This is a genomic window from Solitalea agri (assembly GCF_023914155.1).
Lineage (GTDB): Bacteria > Bacteroidota > Bacteroidia > Sphingobacteriales > Sphingobacteriaceae > Solitalea > Solitalea agri.
In genome coordinates, this window is sequence record NZ_JAMWYS010000058.1 from 142,269 (window position 1) to 155,114 (window position 12,846).

Here is a 12,846-nt window from a genome sequence, read left to right on the forward strand (position 1 = left end):
TTCAAGTAAAAAACTATATTAACCAAGCAGAACGTTCAACGTTCTGCTTTTTTTATTCAATCTGCGCATGAAAAAAACCTATTTCATCATTTCATTAGTGATTATTGCTTTTAACAGTAGTTGTGTTGATGCCAGTAAAAAGGTAAAGAATAATAATATTCCTAAAGACAGTATAATGAATGTGGTGGTATGGAATAAAAGTATTCCGGGAAATTATAGCCAGCAAACAGTTATAAGGTTCGATAGTAGTGAAATTGACAAATTCATTAACAAATACCCAAATCTGGCCATCTATACCGAAGATATCCATAAATTTTACCGGAACAGGAAATTTGCCTATGCTTGGTTTGATAAAAACGGTTTAATTGAACAGGCCAATAACTTAAACAGTCGCATTCAACATTTAGATGATGAGGGACTGGCCGGAAAAGTGCCATATAGTGAAAAATTGGATACGCTTTTTCAAGTGTTAAATGGCAGCAAAAAAGATCTTACCACCGAACTCATGCTAACAGGTAGCTACTTTGCATTTTCAAAAATTGCCTGGGGAGGAACAGTAAACGATCAGGATATTAAATCAATGGATTGGTTTCTTCCACGAAAAAAACTTGATTATCAAAAATATCTTGAAGAGATTATCGCTCAACCCAATACAAAACTTCTAAGCAAGGATCCGGTATTTCGTCAATATGATCTTTTAAAATCAGAGGTTAAGCGATACCGGGATTTAGCAGAAAAAGACAATTGGAGTGTTATTAAACTAACCACCAAAGCCATTAAACCTGGCGATTCTTCAGAAAACATAGTTAAAATACGTGAACGACTCTTCTTATTGGGTGATATAAAAAGTAATAATGAAAATGCCCTTTATGATGATGAATTGGGTTTGGCTGTTAAAAGGTTTCAAGTACGTCATGGGTTAAATGACGATGGAGTAATTGGGAATGGCTTTATGTCGGCTTTGAATATCTCTCCTAAAGAACGGCTGAATCAACTATTGGTAAATATTGAACGAAGCAGATGGGTGCCAGAGAAAATAACTGGCTCACATATTATTGTAAATATCCCAGCTTTTAAATTATATGTTTTCCACTCCGACACGCTGCAATGGGATTGTAATGTGGTAGTTGGAAAAGCCCTAAATCAAACGGTGATTTTCAACGGTGATTTAAAATACATTGTTTTTAGTCCATATTGGAATGTACCTCCAAGTATTGTTCGCAAGGAGATCCTTCCGGGAATTAAAGGAAGCAGTAACTATTTAAAAACACATAAAATGGAGATTACAGGTTACCAGGGAAATTTGCCAGTTGTTCGTCAATTGCCAGGTCCATCAAACTCATTAGGTCTTGTTAAGTTCCTTTTCCCCAACTCATTTAATATTTATTTACACGACACACCTTCAAAATCTTTATTTAATGAGGATCAACGAGCATTTAGCCATGGATGTGTGCGTGTGGGTGAACCGAAACACTTGGCCATTTATTTACTGCGAAATGACAGTACCTGGAACGAGGCTAAAATAACAGCGGCTATGAATTCGGGAAAGGAACAATACGTTACTCTAAAACAACCGGTTCCGGTATTTATTGGTTACCTAACTGCATTTGTAGACCATAACGGTTTATTAAACTTCAGGAAAGATATTTATAACAGGGACAAAAGGCTGGAAGAAAGTTTATTTACAAATAACAAAAAGTCACTCTAAACAGGAATGGCTTCTTCGTAATTTCCTCCAAAGCCAATATAATCAACGCGCTTATTGGTTCCATTTAGGGTGGCCTCATAAAATCGAACACCGGCATTTGCGATTCCTTGCATAAATTCAGGGTAAGTTGTTTTTCCTTGCTGATTGTCTCTGATTGCCTGAATCGTTAATTCGCTATTAAAGGTTTCAGTAATTGTTCGTGGTTTAATAGCTCCGGCATGCAAAAGTGTTACACCATCGCCAAAACGGTAAAGAATCGAGCTGGTTGCAACATCAACCGTATATGACAAAACCCCTGCAGAAATTAATTTCAACACTAGATCAGGGTAGTTTTTTGCTGACTGATAAGCTTCTGTAATTGCATTTTGGACACTCATTGTAAACAGTTTTAGTTGGGTCAATATTTCGCTAAAAAGCTTCGGTAAAGTTAAAATAGAATCCGCTGGATCCTTTACCAATTCCATAATCTAACCTTAGATTCATACGAGGTTGAACTTCAAAACGGAAACCAACTCCAAAATTAGGTAACCAATGGGTAAACTCGGATGGGTCTTCACCAATTGAACCGACGGCAAGCCATCCTACAGCTCCATATTTAGACGGCTTGTTCTCCTTATTGTAAAAGGTGTGACGATACTCGGCAATACTAAACAACATAGTCTTATCACGATACTGCCCCCACAAATATCCGCGTAAATCAAAGGGCGTTCCTAACTGCGACATTTCCCCATAGGGTACATTTCCTACTGCAAATCTGCCTTTTAATTGCAATGCCAGGGTATGACCTTTCTTTACAATCGGATAATACTTGCGCGCATCAAAAGAATAAAGCTGATAGGAATTATCCCCGCCTAAATAACCACCATAAAAAGCAGCTTGAGCCTCCAGAAAAATCCCTTTCCATGCGTTTACAGCAATATCGCGCGTATCATGTTGAAAAATCACCCCCATACCGGTATTAAAAGGATTGTCGTTATATTGCTGATAAACAGGATCCTCCGCAACCCCCTTACTTGGATCTTTGCCTTTGGTGTAGTTAACATCCAGCGTTGGGCCTATAAAAAATGATTTTTTATACTGCCATAAAAACCTTGGGTTAATCTGAAACCATGTTCGCGTATATTTAGTGGTTGTGTCTGATTTGGGTGTATGTCTGCCTGCATCGTAGCCAATACCAAAGTAATTATCTTCCATATTTTTAAACCACAAATCAGTGTACAAACGGTATTTATCATGCTTGAAAAACAGCGTTGCCCTGGTTGCTAGGAAAAAAGAACCGGTAGAGCCCACTCCTATATTAAACGGAGCCGAAGAACGTTGCAGAGTAGTATCAACTTTATCAAATCGCCACGATGTTAAAACCCCTCCTGCTATGGTAAAGCCAAGTTCGGGCGTATAAGCTGGGCCGGCTAGTGGAGTTATCATGAATTTTCCCTCTCGTTCCTTTTGGGCTTTTTTTAGCTTTCTTTGCTCTTTTTTTGACAAAGGCTTCTCCTGTGCAAAAGAAGTAGTGATGAAAGAAAAAAACAGGAAGATAAGTAGAAATAAAAATTTAGACATAGGAGTTTTGAGCGTTAAATAAAGTCTATTTAATTTAACTCAAAATTCACTATTTACCAAAATGATAAAGAGTGATAATCGGCTATTAAATTGTTGAATGAATAGATTTTAAATTTAGAAAAACAACCATTTCAGCGCAACAGTAGCTATTCACCAGGGCAAACCTTTAATTTTTCACTTACTTCGTTTCCTCCGTTTCCGGTAAATGTAAAGTAAGCTCTTATTTGTCCTTTAACAGCAGTTCCTTTGGCATTTAAGCTAATTGTGGTACCTGCTTCAACATTAACAGATAGATTAAAATTTCCACCCGGATTGGATACAGTAACCGGACCGTTGGTGCCTTCATAAGTAATTGATGTTACTGTTGAACCTGAGTTTGCAGTAACGGTATAAGTAACGGTACCATTGCTTTGCGTTGTGTAGGATTCCGTTGAAACATCGCATGATTGAGTATCAGCATCGTCGTCGCTGCATGAATTAGTTACAAAGCTGAAAATAACAATTGTTATTACCAGGTAGAGGCGTTTTTTCATGGTTATCTATTTTTTATAAATGATTATTTCATGAGGCAAATAATATGCCTTTCATTAAAACAATTTATGAATTCTCAGCACGTAAAAACGAATTAATCAACTGAAATACATTGTATTAAACAACTTTATTCAATGAAAATTTAATTAAATTTAATTATCAACCAATTTAATTACTGCAGTTTATGATAGTTGTCAGAAACATTTTTCAGCTAAAATTTGGCAAAGCCAAAGAAGCTAAAGAGCTATGGAAAGAAGGCAGAATGATCAATACTTCTGCTCAGAAACATCCTTACCGTGTTTTATTTGATGCCGTGGGAGACTCTTACACCATGATTTTTGAGATCACCTTCGAAAGTTTGACGCAGTTTGAAAGTGCAATGCAAACAGATATGGGTTCAATGGAATGGAAAAGCTGGTATGCAAAATTTGTCCCCCTATGCCGAAGTGGTAAACGAGAGATATTTACCATTTTTGAAGAGAATAAATAACAAGAACGCCCCGATTATTCGAGGCGTTTCTTATTATATCGATGCTTCTTTATGCTCCGAAATAGAAACTGCTCTGGGGAAATTCTTCTCAATTAGCAAATGAATAATTCCATCCACCAATCCAACTTTAGGAACATAAAGCTGTTTGGCACCAGCCCAGCGCATTAGCGTTAAAAATATCTCTGAAGCAGGTATAATTACATCAGCCCGATCTTCTTTCAAGCCTAAAACGTTTATACGATCTTTTAGTGAAAACGAATTCAAATAATCATACATAGCCTTTAATTTGGTAAACGTTAAAGGAGTCCCCATCTTCTCTCCTGATATCTTAAATATCTTATTGATATTTCCGCCCGTACCAATGCCAAAGATCGTTTTGTAGTTTTTAGTGTTCTCTTTGATCCAGTTTTTCAATTCCCTCCAGGTTTCTTCAGAATCCTGGTTATCAAGCATACGGATGGTACCGATGTTAAATGAGTTTGAATCGATCAGAATACCATTTGAAAATACTGAAACTTCTGTACTACCTCCTCCTACATCAATGTACAAGTAGGTTCTTCGTGAATCAAGGTACTTTTCAATATGACTCGAATAAATGATATTAGCTTCTCTTTTACCGTCTACAATATCGAAGTTTATCCCTGCCTCGTTTGCCACGCGTTCTACTACCACCGCTCCATTTTCAGCTTCACGCATGGCAGATGTTGCACAAGCCATATAATCCTGCACTTTATAAACATCCATCAAATTTCTAAAAGCTGACATAGATTTCAACAAATCATTGACTTTCCGTTCAGATATCTGCTTATCTAAAAAAGCGTCATCCCCCAAACGTAAAGGCACACGAATAAGCGTGTTCTTTTTAAAACTAATTTCCTCATTGATCTCCACAATGTCGGCAATTAGTAGCCTTACGGCATTTGATCCAATGTCAATAGCAGCGTATTTCAAGATAGTTTAATTTTAAAGGTTTATTTGTTTGGTTTTCTTCAACCTGCTTTTTAAAAAATTATATGTTTGAATTTGCGACCGTATGTTTGGGTCTTCCTCGTTCACCTTTTCCTTGTAGGTATTTCTTTGTTCTTTATCAATAATTCGAGCTTTGGTGTTATCAGATAACTGAATTTGAATAATTGATTTGATAATATTCTTACTCTCTTTATCTAAAATCGGAAAAGCCACCTCCACCCTGTTGTCAAGGTTCCTGTTCATTAAATCAGCAGACGAAAGATAAATTTGTTCTTTTCCGTTATTCGCAAAGATAAATACTCTGGCATGTTCAAGGTATCGGTCAACGATGCTAATTATTTCAATATTTTCACTCAAGCCTTTTACACCAGGCACCAAACAACAGATTCCTCGTACAATCAGCTTAATTTCAACTCCTGCTTTACTCGCTTCATAAAGCTTATAAACCATTCGCTCATCATTCAAACTATTCATCTTCAAAATCATGTAGCTTTTAATCCCTTTTTTAGCATTGGCAATTTCGCGATCAATGAACCGGGTAATTTTTTTGCGCATTTCTAATGGAGCAACCAACAAGCATTTGTAGCTTGAGATCAACAATCCTTTTTCCAAATCATTAAACAAATTGTCCATGTCTTTGGTTATGGTCGCGTCGGCAGTAAAATAGCTATGGTCGGCGTAGATATTAGCGGTTTTCTCGTTAAAGTTTCCGGTAGCAAGATTACCATAATGAACAAGCCTATTACCTTCTTTACGGGTAACCAAACATATTTTCGAGTGAACTTTTAACTGAGAAATTCCGAACAATACTTTAATACCTTCCTCCTCTAAACGTTGTGTCCAGTAAATGTTATTTTCTTCATCGAAACGAGCCTTTAACTCAAGAAGAACTAATACGTGTTTACCGTTTTTAGCGGCGTTTATTAAGGCATTTATTATCCGTGAGTTTTGAGCTAGGCGATATAAAGTGATTTTTATTGAGATTACCTTTGGATCAATGGCTGCTTCTCTCAAAAAATGAATTACATAGTCAAAACTTTGATAAGGCAGACTTACTAACAGATTTCGCTTCGAAATTTCATTTATAATGCTTTGACCCAATAGAACTTCTGGGATTGGCAAAGGATCCAATCGAGGATATTCCAGCTCTTTTCTACCAACATTAGGCAATGACATGAAGTCCTTAAAATTATGATAATGTCCACCCGGAATTAAACTGGTGGGCTTCAATCCAATCTTGCGTACCAAATAAGCCAAGAGTTCATCAGGCATATCTGAGTCGTAAATAAAACGAACAGGACTTCCTTTTTTCCTTAGTTTGATGCTTTTTGAAATATTATCAACAATACTCAGGGTCATATCATTATCAAGATCCATTTCGGCATCTCTCGTTAATTTGATACTGTAGGCACTGAAATCATCGTATTTGAAAATAGAAAACAATTCATCCAAACAATACCTGATCACATCATCCAAAAGAATAACGTATTTTAAATCATTGGTTTCGGGCAGAATCAAAAAGCGAGAATGGGTATTTGTTGGAATTTCAATTAGGGCGCGTTTAGGTTTATTATTTCCACTCGATTTTGAAAGTTGAACCAGCAAATAAATTGATTCATCTTTGAGTTCCGGAAATTCAGTTAAACCATCGAGCATTATCGGTACCAAGGTCGAAAGAAGCTTTTCCCTGAAATAAGTTCTTACAAACTGCCCTCGAGATACATTCAACTGCAAATCATTAATAATGAATATTTTCTCTTCTGCAAGTTGAGGCAAGATGATGTTGTTGTAAATACTATCAAAACGAACCTGCTGTTTTTTTACTATTTCCTGTATTTCAGCAAGGATACGTGTTGGGTTAAACCCCATGTTAAAACGGGCAGCATTTTTAAGTTTTGTAAACCGGCTAACAGTAGCCACTCTTACCCTGAAAAACTCATCGAGATTTGAAGAAAAAATTGCCAGGAACTTAATACGTTCAATAAGAGGAACGGTTGGGTCACAGGCTTCCTGCAAAACGCGGTCATTAAAAGCCAACCAACTTATCTCCCTATTTATCAATGGCAATTTCTTACTTGTCATATATTATTTCTGCTCAAAAAAGACAGTTATCAGTGCAAATTATGATGGGTTTAATAAAAAATAAAAATAGTCTCATTGAAACAAATGAGACTATTTTTTGAATTAAGTTATTGTTAAATAATTATTAACCGGGTCAATAATCTTATTTACATAACATTATGAATGTCCCAATTCTTCATCCCCTTCTGTATTTGATCGCCTTGGTTTACCGGCAACTTTAGGTGCATTTTTTTGCGGAGCTTTTGCACTTTTGGAATTTATCCGGGCTCCCCTTGTATTTGTTTTAGGACTAGTGACCTTTAATTGTTTAACAGGTGGAAGTGCGGCGCTTGTAATTAAGGGTTTTTCCAAAGCGTTACTTGCTGTTCCTTCTACTTTAGCTACCACTTTTTTCACCCTTGCCACCACTTTGGTAGCTCTGGTTTTAGACACTTTTGGTGGAGTTGCAACAGGCTTAGTAACCACCCTTTTTTTCAATTCCCTGTCCACTTCCTGGCTCGCTTTTAAAATTCGACGGGCAAGTTTTTTACTTGCTTCCTGAATAGTTTTGGCAACTTTCTTTGAGTCTCCGTGTTCGATGTCTTTTAAGGCTTCTTTAATTTTTAACGCTATATTTGCTTCAAGTATTTTTTTTGAAGTTTTTTTAGCGTCTTTGTTAGATGGAGTCATAGTTTATAAATGTGAAGCTAAATCATACTTCTTAAAGTTATTTACAATTACTTAGTATTCAAATAATTTTATATTAAATAATTTTTATTAAAAGCTTAAACCTATGCCTTCATTTGATATAGTAAGCAAAGTTGATGGTCAAACTTTAGACAACGCCATAAACAATGCCAAAAAGGAAATTATTAATCGTTACGATTTTCATGACTCTAAAACGGAAATTGACCTTGATAAGAAAACCAACACCATTAGAATTCTTACGGAAAATGATATGCGCATGAAGGCTATTCAAGATGTGATTATTGGCCGAATGGTTAAACAACATTTAGATGCAAATTGCCTTGATTTTGGTGATGATCATTACGCTTCGGGCAATATGCTTAGAAAAGATATTAAAGTAAAAGAAGGCATTGATAAAGAACTGGCAAAAAAGATCATCAAAGCAATTAAAGACAGTGGCTTAAAAGTACAGGCGTCGATTATGGATGAACAAGTTCGTGTTCAAGGTAAAAAAATTGACGATTTACAAGCCGTTATTTCTTTGGTTCGTGGAGCTAACTTAGATCAACCTTTACAATATATAAACATGAGGGCATAGTGCCTTCATGTTTTATTTTCTACTCAACCCTCTACCCCTTCCTTATTAGCACTTTACTTTAAATTTTCTAACTGCTTGTAAAAGCTGATTAATGACTTTGTACGCATGCGCATAAAAAAGAGGCGACCCATGGTCGCCTCTAACTAAACAAACTAACACTACTCTCTACCTATCAGCTGTTTACGAAACTTTTATCTGCTTCGCTTTTAATTGCGCTTCCGCTTTTTTAGGAATACCCACACTTAAAACTCCATCTTTATATTCCGCACCGATCTTTTCAACATCCACCGTTTCCGGTAAGTTAAAAGACCGCTTAAAAGAAGAATAACTAAATTCTTTTCGATGATAGTTTTTAGTTTCTTCTTTATGTTCTTCTTCTTTTTGAACCGAAATAGTTAAGGTGTTTTTTTCCAGATCAATTTTAAAATCATCTTTGCTTAATCCAGGTGCAGCTAATTCAATTGAAAACTCTTCAGCGTTTTCTAAAACATTCACGGCCGGCACCTTAAAGTTTCCCTCTGAAAGAGACGTTCCATTAAACATAGTTTCGAATAAATCATTAAACATTGGAGCGAATGGATTTACTCGTTCAAAATTTCTTACTGGGTAATTTCTTTTAATTAGTGTCATTTCATATCCTCCTAAATTTTTTAATTTAAATACTTTTTGAATTCTATGACTGGTATATATCAACCCTCATACCATCAGCTATTTTTTAATAAAATGAAGACAAAATGACACCTAAATCCTGCAAACAAATGACAACATGTCTTATATTATGATATTTTTGAAAGAAGAGTTATCAAAGAAGATCAAGAAGATGTTAAACCTTGAGAATATGTATTAATGAAAACAATAAATGCGTTCGCCACCAAAACAGGTTTGATTCGGGGGTATGAAAGGTTACATAATCAATGGGAAGAGATTATTTAAAAGAAACTATAGATAAATTTGCAAAGAAAGTTACTTCTGCTCAATTAATTCTATTTCAGCGATCAATTTTACATCGTCGCTAACCACAACCCCACCTGCTTCTGTTACTGCATCCCACAATAATCCAAAAGACTTTCTACTTATAGTAGCTGTACAAACAAAGCCGGCACGGGTATTTCCGTATTGATCATTAGCTTCTCCACCAAACTCAACTGAAAACTGCACAATTTGAGTGATGTCTTTAATTGTAAGTTCGCCGGTTAAACTTCCGTGATTTTTACTCTTTTCATAATCAGTAGTAGTAAATTTTATAAGCGGAAATGCAGCTGCGTTAAAAAAATCAAGAGATTTCAAGTGAGTATCCCGATCAGTGTTATTGGTATCAATTGAACTTACTTCCGCACTAAAATCAATAGCTAAAGCCTTATTAAAACTTTCATTTACAGTTTCAACATCCATCGAAAACTTGGTAAAACGACCAGTTATGGAAGCTATCATCAGGTGCTTAACCTTAAACATAATCTGGCTGTGATTAGGGTCAATTTTCCATTTAAGTGTCGACATAAGATTTTTGAGTTAAAACTTAATGAATACTTCTTGTGGATGATCGAGGTTGATATATTAATAATTCAGCACGAAAGCAATAGAATAGAAAGAACTTAAAGGCAAAAGGGTTATAAACAGTTGATATCTTACCTCTTCTGAAATTACATAAAAACGTACAAAAAATAAAAAGCTGTTAAAATTTAACAGCTTTTTATTTTTTACTTACCTCTGGACTTTTGTTCTTCACTTTTCCAAAAGGCAGCATATAATTTAAGGTATAATTGAAGTTAAACATGAAATTTTTTTCAAATCCTAAACCTGGGATATAAAGATTTTCAAATCCATCAGTAGTATTTTTGTTTACTATTGGGAATGCCCCTCTCACCGACCATCCCATTAAAAAATTCTTTAGCAATTCAACCTTAATCCCTAATAAAAATTCTAAACTGTAAACAGTTGAATTGTCGCTAAACGAACCGGAAACGTCACCCGGCCAGCCTTTTTGATTAATCGTATATTTATAAACATCCGTATTAAATATGCTTATAACGCCTCTGGCTCCAGCATAAACAGTGTTATTTGTAGGATTCCTAAACTTTACAATATTTCGGTTAGCGCCAAGTTTGAGATAGCCTCCTTTGGTATTAAAAGAAATAAAGCTATTCTCCTTTGAAGCATCAGCATAGCCTCCTTCGGCCGCTGCATACCAATTGTTATTAAAACGAAAGTCTCCAACAACTTCAAATACTTTTTCATCCTTAGTAAAGGAATATCTTATTGGATAACTTATATCTATACCCAAAGTAAATGCTTTAGGCAATAAATATGTCACGGTATCTTTTTTAGGTTTTACGGAGTGGGTTGTATCCTGAGCCAAACACTCATTTGCATAAAGCAAAATGATACTACTTAAAATAAATCCTAAGAGCAGTTTGGCCTTCATTAGTAATGTCTTTTTGTAATGTTTCAAGTGAGTCTAATCTATTTTCTGTTGCCTCAAATACTGTATTAATAAAATTGAACTTAAAGCCACATTCTTGAGACACGAACCGACGTTGAAGCTTATAGGTCATTTTCAACTCATCTTTAGTCATTTCTCTGGCTCCCGACTTGGGATTTAGTTTGTAAATCGTAAAAACATATGTACAGTTGTCGGTAGTAATATTAGGTGGCAATAATACTTTTTGCTGACCTTTTAAGCCCTTTACAATGATGGTATCAGCACCAATACCCTCAACAGTTAAGGTATCGGGTAAAGTGTACTTAAACACATCATGTTTGCCGGTTTTTTTATTAATGGTATCCTTGTAGAATTCAACCACTACAGAAGGACTTGGTGTGGGATCGGCACAAATTTTATCATCTGAACAAGCGATTACACCAACAATTACCACTAAGAAAATGAGATTAGTTAATAACTTCATTCAACGGTTAGATTATAGGCCAAACATAGGAAAATTAAGATAGATAGCTATGTTTAAAGCGAAAAAAAGCCTTCCGTTTTGCGGAAGGCTTTATATTAATTTTAAACTTGAATTACTTCACAGCGTCTACAACTGCTTTAAAAGCTTCCGGATTATTCATCGCCAGGTCAGCTAAAACTTTACGATTTAGACTAACATTTTTAGTGTGAACTTTACCCATAAAAGCAGAGTATGACAAGCCATGTTGACGAACACCAGCGTTGATACGCTGAATCCATAATGCACGGAATTCGCGTTTTTTAACTTTTCTGTCACGGTATGCATATTGCAAACCTTTTTCAACGGTATTTTTAGCAACCGTAAATACTTTACTTCTTGAACCCCAGTAGCCCTTGGCTAATTTCAGGATTTTTTTTCTGCGACGGCGAGCCGCAACAACGTTAACCGATCTTGGCATTTTTTACGTTTTTTAGTAGTCAGCGTCCTTTTGGGAACTTATGTCCCGATACTATCGGGTCGGGCTGAATCCTTGGTTAATAATTAATTAAATAATTCTCTTTGGTGATTAAGTTTTGAACTTATTTACCAATACAAAGCATACGTTTAACGTTACCCATATCAGCGTTAGCAACTAAAGCTGTATTAGTAAGGTTACGTTTTTGCTTAGTGGTTTTTTTAGTCAAAATATGGCTTTTGAAAGCACATTTTCTCTTAATCTTACCGGTTCCAGTTAAGCTAAAACGTTTTTTAGCGCTGGAGTTGGTTTTCAACTTAGGCATTACTCGTCTTTATTTATTTAGTTTAAAATTATTTCTTATTCTTTGGAGCAACGATTAAGAACATACGTTTACCTTCAAGTTTTGGTAACTGTTCTACTTTTCCTACTTCTTCCAAAGCTTGTGCAAATTTCAACAAAAGAATTTCACCTTGTTCTTTATACACAATAGCGCGGCCTTTGAAGTGAACGTATGAACGTACCTTTTCTCCGGCTTCAAGAAACTTGATGGCATGCTTAAGTTTAAACTCGAAATCGTGATCATCTGTATTAGGTCCGAAACGAATCTCTTTGATAATCGTTTTTTGAGCGTTGGCTTTAATTTCCTTTTGCTTTTTCTTTTGCTCGTAGATGAATTTATTATAATCAACTACTCTACAAACAGGTGGCTCAGCATTAGGCGAAATTTCAACCAAATCCAAACCTAATTCCTCAGCAACTTCCAGAGCTTTCGCCAATGGAAACACACCCTGTTCAACATTCTCGCCCACTAAGCGAACGGTGTCAACACCGCGGATAAATTCGTTGATTCTGTGTTCTGCCTGTCTTTTGGTCGGCATAGGC

At 35.7% G+C, this 12,846-nt stretch carries 16 protein-coding genes; 3 read left to right on the forward strand and 13 right to left on the reverse strand.

From position 1 onward, the window contains the following. The first annotated feature begins 67 nt into the window (after window positions 1–67). Window positions 68–1,708: a L,D-transpeptidase family protein gene (locus NF867_RS16685; RefSeq protein ID WP_252589535.1), complete on the forward strand. Its 1,641-nt coding sequence runs from the start codon at window positions 68–70 to the stop codon at window positions 1,706–1,708. Here the strand turns inward: NF867_RS16685 and NF867_RS16690 are convergent. From NF867_RS16690 to NF867_RS16700, 3 genes are all read right to left on the reverse strand, one after another. After that, a complete protein-coding gene (locus NF867_RS16690) occupies window positions 1,705–2,085 on the reverse strand; it encodes a DUF1398 family protein (RefSeq protein WP_252589536.1) in 381 nt (126 codons plus the stop codon). The genes NF867_RS16685 and NF867_RS16690 overlap by 4 nt on opposite strands. Window positions 2,086–2,116: 31 nt before the next feature. Then, a complete protein-coding gene (locus NF867_RS16695) occupies window positions 2,117–3,268 on the reverse strand; it encodes a BamA/TamA family outer membrane protein (RefSeq protein WP_252589537.1) in 1,152 nt (383 codons plus the stop codon). Window positions 3,269–3,414: 146 nt separating this feature from the next. Next, window positions 3,415–3,801 (reverse strand): hypothetical protein, encoded by a 387-nt coding sequence (locus NF867_RS16700; RefSeq protein ID WP_252589538.1) that lies wholly within the window; start codon window positions 3,799–3,801, stop codon window positions 3,415–3,417. A gap of 182 nt (window positions 3,802–3,983) precedes the next feature. Here NF867_RS16700 and NF867_RS16705 point away from each other — a divergent pair, with 182 nt between their 5' ends. Further along, window positions 3,984–4,289 carry a hypothetical protein gene (locus tag NF867_RS16705; protein ID WP_252589539.1) on the forward strand — a complete coding sequence of 102 codons (306 nt, stop codon included), beginning with the start codon at window positions 3,984–3,986 and terminating at the stop codon, window positions 4,287–4,289. Between the two features lie 33 nt (window positions 4,290–4,322). On the opposite strand, the gene NF867_RS16710 is transcribed toward NF867_RS16705, so the two are convergent. The 3 genes from NF867_RS16710 to NF867_RS16720 all read right to left on the reverse strand — a co-directional run bounded on the left by NF867_RS16710 (window position 4,323) and on the right by NF867_RS16720 (window position 8,009). Beyond that, entirely contained in the window at window positions 4,323–5,240 is a 918-nt protein-coding gene (locus tag NF867_RS16710; RefSeq protein WP_252589540.1) for a Ppx/GppA phosphatase family protein, read from the reverse strand. 12 nt (window positions 5,241–5,252) lie between these two features. Then, entirely contained in the window at window positions 5,253–7,340 is a 2,088-nt protein-coding gene (ppk1, locus tag NF867_RS16715; protein ID WP_252589541.1) for a polyphosphate kinase 1, read from the reverse strand. Between the two features lie 156 nt (window positions 7,341–7,496). Further along, complete coding sequence (locus NF867_RS16720; protein WP_252589542.1) at window positions 7,497–8,009, reverse strand: hypothetical protein; 513 nt, start codon at window positions 8,007–8,009, stop codon at window positions 7,497–7,499. A 103-nt stretch (window positions 8,010–8,112) separates the two neighbouring features. Between NF867_RS16720 and NF867_RS16725 the strand changes: the two genes are divergently transcribed. Next, the gene (locus tag NF867_RS16725; protein ID WP_252589543.1) at window positions 8,113–8,604 is read left to right on the forward strand and encodes a YajQ family cyclic di-GMP-binding protein; all 492 of its coding nucleotides are present in this window, start codon (window positions 8,113–8,115) and stop codon (window positions 8,602–8,604) included. Between the two features lie 180 nt (window positions 8,605–8,784). Here NF867_RS16725 and NF867_RS16730 read toward each other — a convergent pair whose 3' ends face one another. The 7 genes from NF867_RS16730 to infC all read right to left on the reverse strand — a co-directional run bounded on the left by NF867_RS16730 (window position 8,785) and on the right by infC (window position 12,842). After that, window positions 8,785–9,234: an Hsp20/alpha crystallin family protein gene (locus tag NF867_RS16730; protein ID WP_252589544.1), complete on the reverse strand. Its 450-nt coding sequence runs from the start codon at window positions 9,232–9,234 to the stop codon at window positions 8,785–8,787. Window positions 9,235–9,567: 333 nt separating this feature from the next. After that, window positions 9,568–10,101 (reverse strand): YceI family protein, encoded by a 534-nt coding sequence (locus tag NF867_RS16735; protein WP_252589545.1) that lies wholly within the window; start codon window positions 10,099–10,101, stop codon window positions 9,568–9,570. A gap of 193 nt (window positions 10,102–10,294) precedes the next feature. Continuing rightward, entirely contained in the window at window positions 10,295–11,026 is a 732-nt protein-coding gene (locus tag NF867_RS16740) for a DUF6048 family protein (RefSeq protein WP_252589546.1), read from the reverse strand. After that, window positions 10,989–11,507 (reverse strand): DUF6452 family protein, encoded by a 519-nt coding sequence (locus NF867_RS16745; RefSeq protein ID WP_252589547.1) that lies wholly within the window; start codon window positions 11,505–11,507, stop codon window positions 10,989–10,991. The genes NF867_RS16740 and NF867_RS16745 overlap by 38 nt, the downstream gene beginning before the upstream one ends. A gap of 112 nt (window positions 11,508–11,619) precedes the next feature. After that, window positions 11,620–11,964 carry a 50S ribosomal protein L20 gene (rplT, locus tag NF867_RS16750; protein WP_252589548.1) on the reverse strand — a complete coding sequence of 115 codons (345 nt, stop codon included), beginning with the start codon at window positions 11,962–11,964 and terminating at the stop codon, window positions 11,620–11,622. 121 nt (window positions 11,965–12,085) lie between these two features. After that, window positions 12,086–12,286 (reverse strand): 50S ribosomal protein L35, encoded by a 201-nt coding sequence (rpmI, locus tag NF867_RS16755; protein WP_103789282.1) that lies wholly within the window; start codon window positions 12,284–12,286, stop codon window positions 12,086–12,088. Between the two features lie 28 nt (window positions 12,287–12,314). Continuing rightward, window positions 12,315–12,842, reverse strand: a complete 528-nt coding sequence (gene infC, locus NF867_RS16760) for a translation initiation factor IF-3 (RefSeq protein WP_103789283.1) — start codon at window positions 12,840–12,842, stop codon at window positions 12,315–12,317. Window positions 12,843–12,846: the final 4 nt, after the last annotated feature.

Bases quoted from the DNA above. Each gene is read 5' to 3' on its own strand.
- NF867_RS16685 (WP_252589535.1), top strand. From the start codon at position 68: ATGAAAAAAACCTATTTCATCATTTCATTAGTGATTATTGCTTTTAAC.
- NF867_RS16690 (WP_252589536.1), bottom strand. From the start codon at position 2,085: ATGAGTGTCCAAAATGCAATTACAGAAGCTTATCAGTCAGCAAAAAAC.
- NF867_RS16695 (WP_252589537.1), bottom strand. From the start codon at position 3,268: ATGTCTAAATTTTTATTTCTACTTATCTTCCTGTTTTTTTCTTTCATC.
- NF867_RS16700 (WP_252589538.1), bottom strand. From the start codon at position 3,801: ATGAAAAAACGCCTCTACCTGGTAATAACAATTGTTATTTTCAGCTTT.
- NF867_RS16705 (WP_252589539.1), top strand. From the start codon at position 3,984: ATGATAGTTGTCAGAAACATTTTTCAGCTAAAATTTGGCAAAGCCAAA.
- ppk1 (WP_252589541.1), bottom strand. From the start codon at position 7,340: ATGACAAGTAAGAAATTGCCATTGATAAATAGGGAGATAAGTTGGTTG.
- NF867_RS16720 (WP_252589542.1), bottom strand. From the start codon at position 8,009: ATGACTCCATCTAACAAAGACGCTAAAAAAACTTCAAAAAAAATACTT.
- NF867_RS16725 (WP_252589543.1), top strand. From the start codon at position 8,113: ATGCCTTCATTTGATATAGTAAGCAAAGTTGATGGTCAAACTTTAGAC.
- NF867_RS16730 (WP_252589544.1), bottom strand. From the start codon at position 9,234: ATGACACTAATTAAAAGAAATTACCCAGTAAGAAATTTTGAACGAGTA.
- NF867_RS16735 (WP_252589545.1), bottom strand. From the start codon at position 10,101: ATGTCGACACTTAAATGGAAAATTGACCCTAATCACAGCCAGATTATG.
- NF867_RS16740 (WP_252589546.1), bottom strand. From the start codon at position 11,026: ATGAAGGCCAAACTGCTCTTAGGATTTATTTTAAGTAGTATCATTTTG.
- NF867_RS16745 (WP_252589547.1), bottom strand. From the start codon at position 11,507: ATGAAGTTATTAACTAATCTCATTTTCTTAGTGGTAATTGTTGGTGTA.
- rplT (WP_252589548.1), bottom strand. From the start codon at position 11,964: ATGCCAAGATCGGTTAACGTTGTTGCGGCTCGCCGTCGCAGAAAAAAA.
- rpmI (WP_103789282.1), bottom strand. From the start codon at position 12,286: ATGCCTAAGTTGAAAACCAACTCCAGCGCTAAAAAACGTTTTAGCTTA.
- infC (WP_103789283.1), bottom strand. From the start codon at position 12,842: ATGCCGACCAAAAGACAGGCAGAACACAGAATCAACGAATTTATCCGC.